This window comes from Vibrio sp. 10N.261.51.C6, from assembly GCF_041471785.1.
GTDB lineage: Bacteria > Pseudomonadota > Gammaproteobacteria > Enterobacterales > Vibrionaceae > Vibrio > Vibrio crassostreae_C.
Genome location: NZ_JBFRPB010000042.1, coordinates 23234 through 39518 on the forward strand (window position 1 = coordinate 23234; position 16285 = coordinate 39518).

The 16285-nt window shown below is 46.0% G+C and carries 16 protein-coding genes; 3 read left to right on the top strand and 13 right to left on the bottom strand.

What is annotated here, in order from left to right; all coding sequences use genetic code 11:
- Positions 1 to 265 precede the first annotated feature (265 nt).
- The 3 genes from thiI to pomA all read right to left on the bottom strand — a co-directional run bounded on the left by thiI (position 266) and on the right by pomA (position 3757).
- Positions 266 to 1714, bottom strand: coding sequence for a tRNA uracil 4-sulfurtransferase ThiI (thiI, locus tag AB4375_RS11890; protein ID WP_102393212.1), 1449 nt, complete (start codon positions 1712 to 1714; stop codon positions 266 to 268).
- A gap of 318 nt (positions 1715 to 2032) precedes the next feature.
- Complete coding sequence (locus AB4375_RS11895) at positions 2033 to 2980, bottom strand: flagellar motor protein MotB (protein ID WP_017060777.1); 948 nt, start codon at positions 2978 to 2980, stop codon at positions 2033 to 2035.
- A gap of 12 nt (positions 2981 to 2992) precedes the next feature.
- Positions 2993 to 3757 carry a flagellar motor protein PomA gene (gene pomA / locus AB4375_RS11900; protein WP_017060778.1) on the bottom strand — a complete coding sequence of 255 codons (765 nt, stop codon included), beginning with the start codon at positions 3755 to 3757 and terminating at the stop codon, positions 2993 to 2995.
- Positions 3758 to 4054: 297 nt separating this feature from the next.
- Between pomA and xseB the strand changes: the two genes are divergently transcribed.
- The 3 genes from xseB to dxs are packed head-to-tail and all read left to right on the top strand — an operon-like array spanning position 4055 to position 7107.
- Positions 4055 to 4297 carry an exodeoxyribonuclease VII small subunit gene (xseB, locus tag AB4375_RS11905; RefSeq protein WP_372051657.1) on the top strand — a complete coding sequence of 81 codons (243 nt, stop codon included), beginning with the start codon at positions 4055 to 4057 and terminating at the stop codon, positions 4295 to 4297.
- A 20-nt stretch (positions 4298 to 4317) separates the two neighbouring features.
- The gene (gene ispA, locus AB4375_RS11910; protein WP_372051658.1) at positions 4318 to 5202 is read left to right on the top strand and encodes a (2E,6E)-farnesyl diphosphate synthase; all 885 of its coding nucleotides are present in this window, start codon (positions 4318 to 4320) and stop codon (positions 5200 to 5202) included.
- Positions 5203 to 5223: 21 nt separating this feature from the next.
- On the top strand, positions 5224 to 7107 hold the full coding sequence (gene dxs / locus AB4375_RS11915) for a 1-deoxy-D-xylulose-5-phosphate synthase (RefSeq protein WP_372051659.1): 1884 nt from the start codon (positions 5224 to 5226) through the stop codon (positions 7105 to 7107).
- Positions 7108 to 7226: 119 nt separating this feature from the next.
- Here dxs and pgpA read toward each other — a convergent pair whose 3' ends face one another.
- The 10 genes from pgpA to proB form a co-directional block, all read right to left on the bottom strand.
- Positions 7227 to 7733: a phosphatidylglycerophosphatase A gene (gene pgpA, locus AB4375_RS11920; protein WP_017060782.1), complete on the bottom strand. Its 507-nt coding sequence runs from the start codon at positions 7731 to 7733 to the stop codon at positions 7227 to 7229.
- The gene (thiL, locus tag AB4375_RS11925; RefSeq protein ID WP_017060783.1) at positions 7733 to 8707 is read right to left on the bottom strand and encodes a thiamine-phosphate kinase; all 975 of its coding nucleotides are present in this window, start codon (positions 8705 to 8707) and stop codon (positions 7733 to 7735) included. Before thiL ends, pgpA begins: the two co-directional genes overlap by 1 nt.
- A 114-nt stretch (positions 8708 to 8821) precedes the next feature.
- On the bottom strand, positions 8822 to 9289 hold the full coding sequence (gene nusB, locus AB4375_RS11930) for a transcription antitermination factor NusB (RefSeq protein ID WP_004734399.1): 468 nt from the start codon (positions 9287 to 9289) through the stop codon (positions 8822 to 8824).
- Positions 9289 to 9759, bottom strand: a complete 471-nt coding sequence (gene ribE, locus AB4375_RS11935) for a 6,7-dimethyl-8-ribityllumazine synthase (RefSeq protein WP_004741508.1) — start codon at positions 9757 to 9759, stop codon at positions 9289 to 9291. Before ribE ends, nusB begins: the two co-directional genes overlap by 1 nt.
- A 295-nt stretch (positions 9760 to 10054) precedes the next feature.
- The gene (gene ribBA / locus AB4375_RS11940) at positions 10055 to 11164 is read right to left on the bottom strand and encodes a bifunctional 3,4-dihydroxy-2-butanone-4-phosphate synthase/GTP cyclohydrolase II (protein ID WP_017060784.1); all 1110 of its coding nucleotides are present in this window, start codon (positions 11162 to 11164) and stop codon (positions 10055 to 10057) included.
- 108 nt (positions 11165 to 11272) lie between these two features.
- Positions 11273 to 11929, bottom strand: a complete 657-nt coding sequence (locus AB4375_RS11945) for a riboflavin synthase (RefSeq protein WP_372051661.1) — start codon at positions 11927 to 11929, stop codon at positions 11273 to 11275.
- Between the two features lie 69 nt (positions 11930 to 11998).
- Positions 11999 to 13078: a bifunctional diaminohydroxyphosphoribosylaminopyrimidine deaminase/5-amino-6-(5-phosphoribosylamino)uracil reductase RibD gene (ribD, locus tag AB4375_RS11950; protein WP_017060785.1), complete on the bottom strand. Its 1080-nt coding sequence runs from the start codon at positions 13076 to 13078 to the stop codon at positions 11999 to 12001.
- A 40-nt stretch (positions 13079 to 13118) separates the two neighbouring features.
- Positions 13119 to 13568, bottom strand: a complete 450-nt coding sequence (gene nrdR / locus AB4375_RS11955; protein ID WP_004734394.1) for a transcriptional regulator NrdR — start codon at positions 13566 to 13568, stop codon at positions 13119 to 13121.
- Between the two features lie 156 nt (positions 13569 to 13724).
- On the bottom strand, positions 13725 to 14975 hold the full coding sequence (locus AB4375_RS11960) for a glutamate-5-semialdehyde dehydrogenase (RefSeq protein ID WP_017060786.1): 1251 nt from the start codon (positions 14973 to 14975) through the stop codon (positions 13725 to 13727).
- Between the two features lie 66 nt (positions 14976 to 15041).
- Positions 15042 to 16226, bottom strand: a complete 1185-nt coding sequence (gene proB, locus AB4375_RS11965; protein WP_372051662.1) for a glutamate 5-kinase — start codon at positions 16224 to 16226, stop codon at positions 15042 to 15044.
- Positions 16227 to 16285: the final 59 nt, after the last annotated feature.

Consider the following 16285-nt stretch of genomic DNA (forward strand, 5'->3'; position numbering starts at 1 on the left):
ACTGAACACATACAAATAGCACCATTGAGTTGCACTAAAAAGTAACAGAATACTTCAAGATACTCACACTTCTTCGGTACTTATAAACCCGTTTAGAACACACTCTTTCTATCAATCAAAAATTTCAAAGCTGAGCATGACGATAGCACGCCCAAACTCACGCCTCTGTCTGACTACTGTAAATCATTCACAATAGAAAATAAAAAAGCCGCTTACTTTTCAGTAAACGGCTTTGCAAAATGATTAACGCTTGGTCAACACACCACTATGGGCGGTAAACCTTAACGTTATGGAAGCCCTGCTCTTGTAGGTAAAGTGCCTGTAGACGGCTCATTACACCACGGTCACAGTACAGCAAGTACTCTTTCGCTTGGTCTAGGTCGCCAAACTGAGTCGAAAGCTTGAAGAATGGGATGTGTTTAATTTCAACACCCTCGATCTCTAATGGGCTTTCGTCTTCTTCTTCTGGGCTACGGATATCAAGAACGATAGCGTGCTCAGCAACAGCTTGAACTTGTTCAACTTCAGGCGCTTGCTCTTGGCTCTCTTTCTCGATGTCACGGATATCCATAACACGAGCGTTCTCGATCACTTGATCCAGCACTTCAAAGTTAAACTTAGCTTCTTCTGCTTCCAGTTTACCTTTCTTCGCTTTCACTGTTGGTTTCTTAGAGATAACACCACAGTACTCAGGCATTACTTTAGCGAAGTCTTCAGTACCGATGATACGAGAAAGGTCAATGATGTCTTCTTTATCCCAGTTGATAAGCGGACGAAGAATCAAAGTATCTGTCACGTTGTCGATGTGGCGAAGGTTAGTTAGCGTTTGGCTAGAAACCTGACCAAGTGCTTCACCCGTTACTAGAGCTTCAATACCGAAGCGCTCTGCAACCATACCACCAGCACGCATGAACATACGCTTAAGAACAACGCCCATTTGGCCGTCTTCTACGTTCTCAAGAATTTCAGCAACCACTGGTTCAAAGTCTACAGAAATGAACTTCACCTTTGCAGATGAGCCGTATTTATTCCATAGGTAGTGAGCCACTTGCTTAACGCCAATCTCGTGCGCTGGGCCACCAAGGTTAAAGAAACAGTAGTGAACCTTAGAGCCACGTTTGATGTGCAGGTAGCTTGAAACACCAGAATCAAAGCCGCCAGAGATCAAGCTTAGTAGATCTTCTTGGGTACCAAGAGGGAAACCACCTAGGCCTTTGTGACGAGCTAGAACTTGGTTTAACTTATCGTTAGCCACTTCAACTTTAACGGTTACCTCAGGGTTCTTAAGTCGAACTTTAGCTGACTCAACTGCTTGGTTTAGGCCGCCGCCTACGTAGCGTTCAAGTTCAATAGAGGTAAAGTCATGCTTACCACGACGCTTAGCACGTACAGAGAAAGTCTTGCCTTCAATGTCAGCACGGCTGCGTTCTAGTACTTGCTCGTAAATATCGTGCAAGTCTTTGAATTCAGACTGTTGAACTTCAAGAGAGTGGTGAATACCTGGAGTGTGAGTCAGAGCCTCTAACACTTCTGCGTAGTACTGGTCACTCTCAGACGTCACTTCAATATGATCGCGACGGTTGAATACCGCAACACTTTCACAGCGACGTTGAATAACGTTACGAATGTTGCACTCTAGAATCCTTGTGAAGCGCTTACGCACCGATTCACTTTTTACAAAAATTTCCGGATGGGGCTTAACAATAAATTTCATAGTACTTTCACAACATTAATGTTCAAAATTTTGAAAACGCTCATCGCCAAGTAAATTAGAGAATTTACACAGCACTTGAAGCAAGAATAGATCATATCTAAATCTAAGGGCGCGAATTATACATGAGAAAGTGAAGCAAGGAAAAGAGTGCTTGCTGTAACACCATCATTAAACCGCTTGTTATTAACAGTAGCAGGTTTCGAAACGACATAAATGCCGCAGAGAGAACCATTGAAGACCAGCAAACAAAAAGCCCAACCTCATTATAAGGTTGGGCTTTCGATGCTATCTGCATGTTACCGTGTGTACACGTATCGGCTATTCATTAATAACAGGCACTTCGTCACTGTAAAGCGGCTCGCCCTGCATGATGCTGATTTCAACGCGGCGGTTGAGGCTACGTTGCCATTCAGTATCGTTCGGCTCGACTGGCTCGGTATCCGCCATGCCGCGTACTCTCAAGCGTTGATGAGAGAAACCACGCACCTTTTCCATCTCTTGAGCAACAGACACTGCTCGCTGTGATGACAAGTCCCAATTAGAGCGATAAAGCTCGGAATCAAGACGTTGATTATCGGTGTGCCCTGAGATTCGAACGATACCCGGAACATCTTTCACCAACTCAGCAACCTGTCTCACCAAAGGTCGGAACTTAGGCTGTAGGAAAGCAGAACCCGATGGGAATGCACCCTTCTCACGAATTCGAATCACAATCTGCTGGCCAAGGTTTTCAACTTCAATCGCGCCTTGGTCTATCTCTCGCTCCAACGCCTTCTTGATGCTTTCCATCAAGGTTTCCATCTCTTGCGATTGAGCTTCGGCTTGCTGTTGCTGTTGGTCTGACTCAGAGTTTTGATTGTCGTGAGTCGATACCTCTGGCGACTTGCCTCCGGTCATCTTGCCTTGGTCACGCATGGTACCGCCAGCGCGCTCAGATTCACCTTCATGAAATTCCAGCGTCTGCTGAGTGATATCTATCGTTTGCTGCATGATCACATCAATTGGCGTTGGCTCTGGGCGACCAGGGCGAAACTCTTGTGCAATGATGCTGGTCCCTTTCGGGATGTCTTTGACTTCTAGGCGGTTCTGCACACCAAATGCGAACTTCATCGAGCCAGCGATCTGCTTAAACTTCAGTACATCCATCTCAGAGAATGAGAGTAGAAGTACGAAGAAACACATCAGCAGTGACATCAAGTCAGCAAATGTCCCCATCCATTGAGGCAACCCCGGAGGAGGACATTTACATGGATTTTCTTCATCCATCTTCAACTCCTCTTACGCAGGTTCACCATCAATCGTACGCTTACCTTCGTTTAGGTAGCTCTTCAGGTAACCATCGATTACTCGTGGGTTCTGACCATCTTGAATCGCGAGTACGCCATCCATAACCAAACGACGGTTGAGTGTCTCTTGGTCACGACGCAGCGCAAGCTTGTCGGCAATTGGGAAGAACACCATGTTCGAAAGAATCGCACCATATAGGGTGGTTAAAAGTGCCACCGCCATCGCAGGGCCGATCGCTTTTGGATCATCCATGTTAGAAAGCATGGCAACCAAGCCAACCAAGGTACCAATCATACCCATCGCGGGTGCAACATCACCAAATGCAGAGAACACCTTCGCGCCCTGCTCATGACGCTCTGTGGTTAATGCGATGTCTTTTTGCAGTGCAGCACGAACTACATCTCCATCATGGCCATCCACCAAAAGATCGATGCCCTTTTGCATGAAACTGTTGTTAATTTCCATCTCTTCCAGTGCTAAAAAACCACCTTTACGAGCCGCATCAGCCATCTCTACAACTTTCGCAATAAGATCTTCAGGCTCATCCGCTTTAAACATAAAAGCTTTGCCTGCGATTTTAGTCGCACCAAAGAACTGTCCCATGGTGAACTTCATTAGAACAACAAAGGTTGAGCCCCCAACTACGATCAAAATGGATGTCGTGTCATAGAACATCCCGAGGCTTCCACCTAGGATCATTGCCATAATTACAAAGGCAAATCCACCAATCAAACCTATTAGGGTTGCTAAATCCACTGAGCACTCCTCATGCTTTTTTGTAGCTCTATGTCGACGATAATCTTTGTATCGGCAAGACTATAAGATCTTTTAGTAAATTCTTGGCCTAAGTATCACACTTTTGCTTTTTGTATCACAACTATTACCCGCTTCCCCGTTCTCGAGCAGTCATAAACTCGATAAAGGTGAGGTTATTAGATGAAAGTGGCTTCAAGCCTCTTAAAAACGAACTTTCTAGCAAAATTTATTGGTTACATTTGACCATCTCAACGCCCTAAGGTAACGTTCGTTCATCTTTCCAAACGCAGATTTATTATGGCTACTAAGAAACCTGAAAATATGAGCTTTGAAGCGACAATCGAAGAGCTTGATGGCTTGGTTGATCAACTAGAAAATGGTGATCTAGCTTTAGATGATGCGCTGAAAAAGTTCGAACGAGGCATCTCCCTCGCTCGTGCCGGTCAAAGCAAACTAAACGACGCTGAACAGCGTGTTAGCATCCTACTGCAAAATGATGAAAACGCAGAACTTAGTGACTTTAACCCACAACCAGAATAACGAATTGTATGAGATCCCCTATGATTGAGACTTTATTGTCTTATCAAGCACGTAATAACGAGCAACTGAACCTTTGGCTTGATCGCCTACCACACCAAGAGCAGAACCTGATCAACGCGATGCGTTATGGGTTACTTTTAGGCGGTAAACGCGCACGTCCATTTCTTGTCTACATTACAGGGGAAATGCTCGGCTGCACCGCTGAAGAACTCGACACTCCAGCATCTGCAATCGAATGTATTCATGCCTATTCTCTGATTCACGACGACCTTCCAGCAATGGACGACGATGAACTGCGTCGTGGCCATCAGACTTGTCACATCAAATACGATGAAGCAACGGCAATTTTAACGGGCGATGCACTACAAACTCTCGCGTTTACTATACTTGCGGAAGGTACATTAAGTGCTGACGGTGAAAGCAATCGCGTTCGAATGATTCAACGCCTAGCCGAAGCCTCTGGTGCACAAGGTATGTGCATTGGACAAGCACTTGATATTGAAGCTGAAAACCGCTCTGTCACGCTAGAAGAGTTAGAAGAAGTTCACCGCAATAAAACGGGCGCGCTAATGAAATGTGCGATTCGTTTAGGTGCTCTGGCTGCTGGTGAAAAAGCGTTTGAAGTGATGCCTCAATTAGACAAGTACGCCGACGCCATTGGATTAGCATTCCAGGTTCAAGATGATATTTTAGATATCACTGGCGATACTGAAACTTTGGGTAAGCCACAGGGTTCTGACCAAGAATTGAACAAAAGCACCTACCCTTCTTTGCTAGGTTTAGAGGGCGCTCAAGAAAAAGCGCAAACTCTGCTACAGGAAGCGCTTCAAGCTTTGGCTGCAATCCCATACAATACCCAGTCACTCGAAGAGTTCGCCCGATACGTCATCGAGCGCAAGAACTAAGACAATAAGCGCGCATTACCTATGACTCTTGATATATCAAAGTACCCAACTCTTGCTTTGGCTGATAAGCCAGAGGATTTGCGTCTACTTCCAAAAGAGACGCTTACACAGCTTTGTGATGAATTACGTACCTATCTTCTTAACTCGGTGAGCCAGTCAAGTGGTCACTTAGCGTCAGGCTTAGGTACAGTAGAGCTAACCGTTGCTCTGCACTATGTGTACAACACGCCTTTTGACCAATTGGTTTGGGATGTTGGCCACCAAGCATACCCACATAAGATTCTTACTGGCCGTCGTGACCGCTTATCGACTATCCGTCAAAAAGATGGACTGCACCCATTCCCATGGCGTCAAGAGAGCGAATACGACACTCTATCTGTTGGTCACTCTTCAACATCGATCAGCGCCGGACTTGGTATGGCGATCAGTGCGAAGAAAGAAGGTAAGAACCGTAAAGTCGTGAGTGTGATTGGTGATGGCGCGATTACCGCAGGTATGGCCTTCGAAGCCATGAACCACGCGGGCGATATTCACAATGACATGCTGGTTATCCTTAACGATAACGAGATGTCGATCTCTGAAAACGTCGGTGCTCTAAACAACCACCTCGCTCAAGTTCTTTCTGGCAGTCTTTACACGTCAATTCGTGAGGGTGGCAAGAAAGTGCTATCAGGCGTTCCGCCAATTAAAGAGCTCGTTCGTCGTACAGAAGAACATTTAAAAGGCATGGTTGTCCCTGGCACCATGTTTGAAGAGTTAGGCTTTAACTACATTGGTCCAATTGATGGTCACGATGTCAATGAGCTGATTAAAACGCTGAAGAACATGAGAGATCTAAAAGGTCCTCAGTTCCTGCATATCATGACGAAGAAAGGTAAAGGCTACGAGCCAGCTGAGAAAGATCCAATTGGCTACCATGGCGTACCTAAATTCGATCCTGCACACTCAAGTCTGCCTAAGAGCACCAGCTCTAAACCAACTTTCTCTAAGATTTTTGGCGACTTCCTGTGTGATATGGCCGCGCAAGATCCTAAGCTGATGGCGATCACGCCTGCAATGCGTGAAGGCTCTGGCATGGTACGTTTCTCTAAAGAATATCCAGAACAATACTTCGACGTTGCTATTGCTGAGCAGCACGCTGTGACGCTAGCAACCGGTATGGCGATTGCGGGTGATAAACCGATTGTGGCTATCTACTCGACTTTCCTACAACGTGGCTACGATCAACTGATCCACGATGTGGCAATCATGGATCTACCGGTTATGTTCGCTATTGACCGTGCAGGTCTTGTCGGTGCTGATGGTCAAACACACCAAGGTGCGTTCGACTTAAGCTTTATGCGTTGTATTCCAAACATGGTGATCATGGCGCCAAGCGACGAAAACGAATGTCGCCAAATGCTTTACACTGGCCACCAGCATACAGGTCCAAGTGCCGTTCGTTACCCTCGCGGTAATGGTATGGGTACTGAGATACAAAATAAATTTACCGCGCTTGAGATTGGTAAAGGTCGTATCGTTCGCGAAAGCGAAAAAACAAAAGATGGCTCGAAAGTCGCTATCTTAAGCTTTGGTACTTTCCTTGAGAGTGCACTTCAGGCCGCTGACGTCATCGATGCGACAGTTGCAGATATGCGCTTTGTGAAACCACTCGATGAAGCTCTGATCAAACAACTTGCTGCTGACCACGATGTACTGGTAACTATCGAAGAGAATGCGATTGTAGGTGGTGCGGGCGCAGGTGTGATTGAGTTCTTGATGCAAGAGAAACTGCTGATGCCAGTATTGAACCTTGGCCTACCAGACAAGTTCATTGCTCAAGGTACGCAAGGCGAACTGCATGAAGAGCTTGGTTTGGACGCGAAAGGCATTGAGAAGTCTATCACTGACTATCTTGCCAAGTAGCTTTAATACGTAAGCTCGTAAGCTCCGCAAACAAAAAAGGTTGGCCCTAGGGTCAACCTTTTTAGTATCTGCTAATTAGTTTGGTGTATCGCCAACTAAACCTTAGCCCTTCAGTTAACTCACACTAACCAACCTGCGAAATGTGCCACGGCATACAACGAAATAGCCGCCATAATACCCGCTACAATATCGTCAATCATGATACCCAAGCCGCCGTGAATTCGCGCATCTAGCCAACCAATCGGCCAAGGTTTTACCATGTCAAAGAAGCGGAAAAGCACAAAACCAGTCAGAAGCCATTTCCAGTCATCGGCAGGGATATTCAGCATAGGCACTAAGCTCATGGTGATCCAAAAGCCCGCAAACTCATCCCAAACGATAGAACCGTGGTCATGCACGCCCATATCATCAGACGTTACTTGGCAGATCTTAATACCAATAATGCAGCTTACCACCACCACGGCAACGTAAGCAGGAAACGGTAGCTGAACCAACAATAGGTACAACGGAATTGACGCAAGCGTGCCCATTGTGCCGGGAATAATAGGCGATAAGCCACTGCCAAAACCCGTTGCTAAGAAATGCCAAGGATTTTTAAGAGAAATAAGAGAAAGTGGGTTTGTCATCAATTAACCTTAAAGTGATCGTAACCAGTTAAGTTCCAGCTTAGTGGTTCACCATTATTGTGTAATTCAAAATATTCTACAGGTCTTATCTGGCCAATGCAGGTGACTTTTGTACCAGTGTGTGACAAAGCACTTTCCAGTGACCCTTTATTCTCTTCTGGTACAGTAAAGCACAGTTCGTACTCTTCACCACTCGTTAGCGCATACTGCTGAGCTGAAGTGATATCAGGAGCGAACTGACGTAACTCTGCAGAGATAGGCAGCGTGCTTACATCAATACTCGCGCCAACTTGAGAACGCTTAAGGATATGTTTTAAATCAGCAATAACGCCATCAGAGATATCAATCGCAGATGAAGCAAGGTTCACTAGAGCCTGACCCGCTAACACTCGTGGGGCGCTCACATAATGTCTCTCTTCAAGCTCAGCAGCATAGGGCTTCGCTCTGTTCTGCTCAGGGTTAAGTAACACTTCTAAGCCAGCTTTGCTGTCACCTAGATTACCTGTTACGTAAATCCAGTCGCCCACTTTCGCGCCATCTCTGCGCAGCGCTCGTCCTTCAGGAACAAAGCCCTGTACCGTCAGTGTCAGGCTTAGTGGACCTTTGGTTGTGTCGCCACCAATTAACTGAATACCAAAGTAGTCTGCGAGTTTAAAAAAGGAGTCACAGAAGGGAGCAAGCCATGCTTCATCGATTTCAGGCATGGTTAAAGCAAAAGAGACCCACGCCGGCGTTGCGCCCATTGCAGCAAGGTCACTGATATTGGAAGCCAACGCTTTGTGTGCCACCCAAGCCGGATTCGCCTCAGCTAAGAAATGGGTACCAGCCACTAAGGTGTCCGTGCTGATCGCTATCTCAACATTGCCCGGCGCTTTGACCAAAGCACAATCATCGCCAGCAGCTAGAAGAACGTCTTTACGTTGTGGTTGTCGATTTACAAAATATTTTTCAATCAGGTTAAATTCGCCAGACATCACATGCCCTATCTTTAGTCTCATAAAAATCGCCGTAATCATGGATATTACAGAAATTTAGTTACAAAAAAGGCCAGCATAAAAGCTGACCTTTAGATTCAATATACGAACGTCTTATTTCTTACGAACGTGCGGTGCAGCTTTATCAAGCACACCGTTAACAAACTTATGGCTGTCTTCTGCTGCAAATACTTTTGCAAGCTCGATAGCTTCGTTGATAACCACTTTGTATGGTACATCTTCGCGACGAGTCATCTCGTACATAGCTAAACGTAGAAGCGCTAGTTCCATCAGATCCAGATCTTGCATAGGGCGAGATACGAATGGACGAAGCTTGCTATCAAGTTCCATGTGGCTAAGAGCAACACCAGTTAGTAGGTCGCGGAAGTATGCAACGTCTGTTTCTGGCATAGCAAGAGCAGGCTCTGCAGCATGATGCTCTTCTTCATCATACTTACCACCAGATAAGAACTGTTCTTCAACGGTAGCAATATTTTCTTTAGTAATTTGCCAAGAATAAATTGCTTGTAGAGCAAATTGACGTGCGTTACGACGTGCGGCTGGTTTCACACTGGCCCCCATTAGGAATCGATTTCAGAAAGAACGTTGATCATCTCAAGTGCGCTAAGTGCTGCTTCTGCACCCTTATTACCAGCCTTGGTTCCTGCGCGTTCAATAGCTTGATCGATCGTATCAACAGTAAGAACACCAAACGCTACTGGAAGAGAATATTCCAGAGACACTTGTGCCAAACCTTTATTACATTCACTACAAACATAGTCAAAGTGAGGTGTACCGCCACGAATTACTGTACCAAGAGATACAATCGCATCGAACTTACCTGTTTTTGCAACGCGCTGCGCTACAAGTGGAAGTTCTACTGCACCAGGGCAACGAACAACAGTGATGTTGTCTTCGCTTACTTGTCCATGACGCTTTAAAGTATCGATTGCACCAGAAAGTAAACTTTCGTTAATAAAACTGTTGAAACGAGCAATAACGATAGCAATTTTTGCATTTGGCGCTGGGAAGCCACCCTCGATCACTTTCATAAGCCTTCCTTTAACTATTTTCATCAAGTGAGAATCGCCGGATTCTAGCACAAAACTGTGAGCAATATCTAATGGTAATTTAGAAGAACAGACACCGGCAATGTAAAGATGATAATGCAGCGCTGATCCCAAGCATATAGGAACAGCGAGTAACCAAGTTTGTGTGTTGAACACGTTTTGAGTCGGACTTGGCTACTTTGCTCTTTTGGCAAGATTTATCACCAAAAGAGCCACTGAAATCATCGGTAAATTATGTTGCTACAAACGGAGAAACGTCTGCTTGCTAACGCATGGTTTATTCGCAAACGTACTCAACAACGTTAAGGCCAAAACCACCCAATGCGTGGTAACGCTTAGTGCTTGAAGAAAGCAGACGCATATCGTGCACACCTAGATCTTGAAGAATCTGAGAACCGACACCAACACGACGCGAGGTACCCTGCTTCTTCGCCATAGTTGGCTGCTCGTTCTTGTCTTGCGCTTCGAATGTCTTCACTTTGTGAATCAAAGAATCAGACGACTCTTCGTTGCCAAGAATAACCAACACACCGCCTTCGTCGCCAATACGCTTCATCGCTTTATCTAGCGACCAGCTGCGTTCAGTACCACGGTCTGAATGAAGCAGATCGGTGAACGTGTCATGCAGGTGAACACGTACCAAAGGAGCACCTTCAGATAGGTCGCCTTTTTGCATCGCGTAGTGGATCTGGTTATCAATTGTATCGCGGTAAGTCACCAGCTCGAAATCACCAAACTCTGTTGGTAAATGGCATTGTGCTACACGCTCAATCGTTGTTTCTGTGTTGTTGCGGTATTCAATCAAGTCAGCAATCGTGCCTAGCTTGATGTCGTGTTTTTCAGCAAACACTTCAAGGTCAGGGCGACGAGCCATAGTACCGTCGTCGTTAAGGATCTCAACGATAACCGATGCTGGCTCGCAGCCTGCAAGACGTGCTAAATCACAACCTGCTTCTGTGTGTCCTGCGCGAGTCAGAACACCGCCATCTTGCGCTGTCAGTGGGAAAATATGACCAGGTTGAACAAGATCAGCCGCTTTCGCATCTTTCGCCACTGCCGCTTGAACCGTCACTGCACGGTCTGATGCAGAGATACCCGTTGTTACGCCCTCTGCCGCTTCAATCGAAACAGTAAAGTTAGTGGTGTACTGTGCGTTGTTATCTTGAACCATAGGCGCTAGACCCATGCGGTTTGAACGCTCTTTGGTTAGCGTCAGACAAATTAAACCACGGCCGTACATCGCCATGAAGTTAATCGCTTCTGGCGTCACATGTTCTGCTGCCATGATCAGATCGCCTTCATTTTCGCGATCTTCATCATCCATCAGGATAACCATTTTTCCTAGGCGAATGTCTTCAATAATTTCTTGAGGAGTACTAATTGGCATTGTTCTATATCCTTTGAAATGGTTCTGCTTCCTAGAACCGACACTATTTAAACCTGATGATATTGCTTCGCTTTACAAAGTCTCGCTTAACACACTTTGTATCAACGGTTAGGCAAAACCATTCTGCTGTAAGAATTCCATCGTTAATCGAGATTCAGGCTCAGATTCTTGTTGCTGACCTTGCAGTAAACGCTCCATGTAACGTGCTAATACATCAACTTCTAGATTCACTTTACGACCGACATTGAATTGGTCGATGGTGGTTTCTGAAGAAGTATGAGGAACGATAGTCAGCTTGAATGCGTTCTTACGTAAATCGTTCACAGTCAGGCTAATGCCATCAACTGTTACTGAGCCTTTTTGAGCCACGTATTTTGAGATTTCTGCTGGCATTTCTACCCAGAATTCAATCGCACGGCCAACTTGGTTACGTTCAACAATCTCACCCACGCCATCAACGTGACCAGACACTATATGTCCACCGAAACGCGTGGTTGGTAACATTGCTTTCTCAAGGTTAACTTTATCGCCCGCTTGGTAATCGACAAAACCCGTTTTTTTCAGGGTCTCAAGCGAAAGATCTGCACTGTAGCTGTAGTCGTTATATTCAACAACTGTCAAACACACACCATTGGTAGCGATACTGTCGCCTAACTTAACGTCAGCCATATCAAGCTTACCAACATTAACCGTTACGGTGATGTCTTCTCCGCGGGGAGTGATTGCACTCAATGTACCTACGGCTTCTACAATTCCTGTAAACATTTTAAAACTCTTTTTGTTGTCAACGACACGTATGTAGTTGGAGTAACTATTTCCACTGTGGTTTCGTTACTATCTGTTTCGAAATACGGGTTTCGCAACGATGCGAATATCCACACCAACCTGTCGAACATCTTTAATTTCTAGGTCAATAACGTCAGACATTGAAGTGAGCCCTAATGCACCCATCAAACCTCGTCCGTCACTGCCCATAAGTTTAGGTGCTAAATAAAGGATTAGCTCATCCACCAGCTGCTCTTCAATCAAGCTTTTTGCCAATGTTGCGCCCGCTTCGACCCAAATATGGTCGATATGATTGGCAGGTAATTGACGCATCAGATCGTGCAAATCGAGCTGACCTGCATCTGTGGTTGCGACTTCAATATCAGCAGATGCTTCGGCAACTCTCAACACCGATGTTGGAGTCTGGAATAACTTGAGTTCAGGACGCAGTTGGTTTTGACGATCAAGAATCACGCGAATCGGCTGACGCAGCTCGTCTTCAGCGTAATGACCTTTGATACTGCTTGGCAACTCTGCCCAACGAACATTCAACGACGCGTTGTCTTCAATCACCGTCTGGCTAGTTGACAACACAGCGCCTGATTTTGCTCGGTAGTTCTGAACATCACGACGTGCTTCTGGCGATGTGATCCACTGGCTTTGGCCATTTTCCAATGCCGTTTGCCCATCAAGGCTAGCGGCCATCTTTAACTGAACGAATGGCATGCCAGTTTGCATACGCTTGATAAATGCAGGGTTCAAGTCGAGAGCGTCTTGCTCTAGCAAACCGATTTCAACCTCAATACCCGCATCGCGTAGCATTTTGATACCACGACCTGCGACTTTTGGGTTTGGGTCCTGCATGGCACAAATCACTTTGGCTACTTGAGCCTTAATCAAACCTTCAGCACAAGGCGGCGTTCGACCGTAATGAGAACAAGGCTCTAGCGTGACATAAGCCGTCGCACCTTTTGCTTTGTCGCCTGCCATTCGCATGGCATGTACTTCAGCATGAGGTTCGCCAGCTTTGGCATGAAAACCTTCACCAACGATCTGACCGTCGGTTTGTACAATGACACAACCCACATTAGGGTTTGGCGCAGTAGTGTAAATGCCGCGTTTTGCTAACTGAATAGCACGCGACATCATTTGAAAATCTAGGGGAGTAAAGTTTGACATGATTGAGGAGTTAATCCTCTAATTTAGCGATTTCTTCGCCAAACTCTCGGATGTCTTCAAAGCTGCGGTAAACAGAGGCAAAACGAATGTACGCCACTTTATCCAATTCTTTCAATTGGCCCATCACAAGATTACCAATCATCTCGCTTGGTACTTCACGCTCACCAGTTGCACGGAGTTGTGACTTAATCGTACTGATCGCAAGTTCAATCGCGTCAGCACTCACTGGGCGTTTTTCTAGGGCGCGCTGTACACCACCCACCATTTTATCTTCATTAAATGGTTCGCGGTTTCCATTCGACTTTATGACTTTAGGCATCACAAGTTCTGCCGATTCGAACGTAGTAAAACGTTCACTACATGCAAGGCATTGACGGCGACGACGAACCTGATGGCCATCGGCTACCAGTCTTGAATCGATTACTTTAGTGTCGTTCTCTGAACAAAAAGGACAATGCATATCACCTCCAAATAATTGAATATCAGTGTAACGGAATTGCCAAACGTTAGGAAAGAAAAAGGGCCAATTAAGGCCCTTTTGTGTGGTGATTCATTGATTATTGCTACTCGACCGCCATTTCAAAAATGAGCTGAGGAGTAAAATTAACGACCAGCGTTAACCGCGGACTAAATAGTTCGCTTTACCTACCCATTTGTAGCTTGTCAGCTCTTCTAAGCCCATTGGGCCGCGAGCATGCAATTTCTGAGTAGACACGGCAACTTCAGCACCTAAACCAAACTGTGCTCCATCAGTGAAACGTGTTGATGCATTCACATAAACCGCTGCAGAACCAACAGAGTTAATGAAACGCTCTGAGCTCTCTAAGCTATTGGTCATGATCGCATCTGAATGACTCGCGTTGTGTACACGCATGTGGTCAATCGCTTCTGCCACATCCGCTACCACTTTCACGCCTAGCGTGTAGCTTAGCCATTCAGTGTCAAAGTCGCCTTCAACCGCATCACGTTGGTCTTCAAAACCCGCTAGCAGCGATTTTGCACTGGTATCAGCAACTAAGGTTACCTTGCCGGCTAAACGCTGTTTCAGCTTAGTTAGGAAAGCTTCAGCAACCGCTTCATGCACTAGCAGTGTATCTAACGAGTTACACGCCGATGGACGTTGAACTTTTGAGTTTTCGACCACATCGACAGATTTCTCAAGATCAGCGCTTTCATCAACGAAGATATGGCTGATACCAAAGCCGCCGATGATTACTGGGATGGTGCTGTTCTCTTTACACATCTTGTGCAGACCAGCGCCGCCACGAGGAATGATCATATCCACGTAGTCGTCCAGTTTAAGCAGTTGAGAAACGAGTTCACGATCAGGCTTCTCGATGTACTGAACAGAAGCGGCTGGAAGCTCCGCTTTCTCTAATGCAGACTGGATAACCTTAACCAGTTCCATGTTCGAGAAAAACGTCTCTTTACCACCACGTAGAATGCTTGCGTTACCTGTCTTCAGACACAGAGCTGCAATATCGATGGTTACGTTCGGACGCGCTTCATAGATAACACCCACCACACCAAGTGGCACGCGGCGACGAGACAGCGACATACCGTTTTCTAGTACTTTGCTGTCAATTTCGCTGCCAACTGGGTCATTCAGGCTAATCACGTTACGAACATCGTTAGCGATACCGGTTAAGCGCTCTTCGTTAAGAAGTAGACGATCAAGCAGTGCGTCAGTTAAACCCGCTTCGCGACCTAATTCGATGTCTTTCGCGTTCGCTTCTAAAATCGTTGTTGCGTTTGCTTCTAGCTCATCAGCGATAATCGCCAATGCTTTATTCTTTTGCGCCGTAGATGCGGTCGCTAGGTGGAAAGCAGCGTCTTTTGCTGCGATACCCATGTTAGTTAAATCCACGTTTAACTCTCCCTAAATTCTGTCTGTCTTTGGATGCAAAAAGGTGATTCACCTTATCATCACGAGCTACTCTTGGATTACAACTAGGTCGTCACGGTGAATGACTTCTGACCCATAATCGTATCCAAGGATGTCGCCAATATCTTTACTGTGCTTACCTGCAATTTTTGCTAGGTCTTGGCTTGAATAACTGGCGATACCACGCGCAATTACTTTGCCTTTGCTGTCTGTGACTTGGGTAACTTCACCACGAGAGAATTCGCCTTTAACTCGAACAACCCCTTTCGCCAACAAGCTGCTGCCTTTGGTGTTGACTGCGTTTACTGCGCCGTCGTCAACCACGATGTCACCTGCTGAAGCAGGGCCCGCTAAAATCCAGCGTTTACGGTTTTCAAGCGCTTCCGCTAAAGGCAAGAAACGTGTGCCTTGTGGGTTATCACTCAGTGAATCAAACACCACATTTTCAGCACTGCCCGCAGCAATAATCACTTCGATGCCTGCGCGACGAGCAATGTCAGCCGCCTGCAGTTTTGTCGCCATGCCGCCAGTACCCAACGTAGTACCGCTGCCACCTGCGATCTTACGCAGCGTGTCATCAATGGTTTTCACTTCTTTGATGAGCTCAGCATTTGGATCTTTACGAGGGTCAGCCGTAAACAGGCCTTTTTGGTCTGTTAGTAGCAAAAGCTTATCAGCACCGCACAAAATACCCACTAAGGCCGACAAGTTATCATTGTCGCCCACTTTAATTTCGTTGGTTGCTACTGCGTCGTTTTCGTTTACTACCGGAATAATATCGTGCTCAACCAGTGCGTTGATCGTGTCACGTGCATTAAGAAAACGCTCGCGATCATCGAGATCAGCACGAGTCAGTAGCATCTGGCCAATCTTAAGGCCATAGATAGCAAACAAAGACTCCCAAACTTGAATCAACTGACTTTGCCCAACTGCCGCAAGCAACTGTTTGCTCGCCATTGAGTTGGGAAGTGCGGGGTAACCAAGGTGCTCACGTCCTGCTGCAATTGCACCAGACGAAACCATAACCACAGAGTGGCCTTGTTTTTTTAATTCAGCACATTGACGAACCAGCTCAACCATATGAGCGCGGTCTAATGCCAATGTTCCACCAGTTAAGACACTGGTACCCAGTTTAACAACGACAGTTTTACGCTGTGTTGTTGTCCCGCTTTGATGATTTGTTGTCATGAAGTTTTTTATGGATAAAACAAATAAGAGGTGATGTTTTAGCAATCAAAAGGGGAATTCACAAGCAGAAAAGGTGCGAAATCGCACCTTTTTGCTTTATATAG

Excerpts from the sequence above, each read along its gene's own strand:
- thiL (WP_017060783.1), bottom strand. The coding sequence starts at position 8,707 with ATGTCTGGCGAATTTAACCTGATTGAAAAATATTTTGTAAATCGACAA.
- AB4375_RS11895 (WP_017060777.1), bottom strand. The coding sequence starts at position 2,980 with ATGGATGAAGAAAATCCATGTAAATGTCCTCCTCCGGGGTTGCCTCAA.
- ribE (WP_004741508.1), bottom strand. The coding sequence starts at position 9,759 with ATGAAAGTGATCGAGGGTGGCTTCCCAGCGCCAAATGCAAAAATTGCT.
- dxs (WP_372051659.1), top strand. The coding sequence starts at position 5,224 with ATGACTCTTGATATATCAAAGTACCCAACTCTTGCTTTGGCTGATAAG.
- nusB (WP_004734399.1), bottom strand. The coding sequence starts at position 9,289 with ATGGGGGCCAGTGTGAAACCAGCCGCACGTCGTAACGCACGTCAATTT.
- AB4375_RS11945 (WP_372051661.1), bottom strand. The coding sequence starts at position 11,929 with ATGTTTACAGGAATTGTAGAAGCCGTAGGTACATTGAGTGCAATCACT.
- pgpA (WP_017060782.1), bottom strand. The coding sequence starts at position 7,733 with ATGACAAACCCACTTTCTCTTATTTCTCTTAAAAATCCTTGGCATTTC.
- thiI (WP_102393212.1), bottom strand. The coding sequence starts at position 1,714 with ATGAAATTTATTGTTAAGCCCCATCCGGAAATTTTTGTAAAAAGTGAA.
- ribD (WP_017060785.1), bottom strand. The coding sequence starts at position 13,078 with ATGATGTCGCGTGCTATTCAGTTAGCAAAACGCGGCATTTACACTACT.
- nrdR (WP_004734394.1), bottom strand. The coding sequence starts at position 13,568 with ATGCATTGTCCTTTTTGTTCAGAGAACGACACTAAAGTAATCGATTCA.
- xseB (WP_372051657.1), top strand. The coding sequence starts at position 4,055 with ATGGCTACTAAGAAACCTGAAAATATGAGCTTTGAAGCGACAATCGAA.
- ribBA (WP_017060784.1), bottom strand. The coding sequence starts at position 11,164 with ATGCCAATTAGTACTCCTCAAGAAATTATTGAAGACATTCGCCTAGGA.
- ispA (WP_372051658.1), top strand. The coding sequence starts at position 4,318 with ATGATTGAGACTTTATTGTCTTATCAAGCACGTAATAACGAGCAACTG.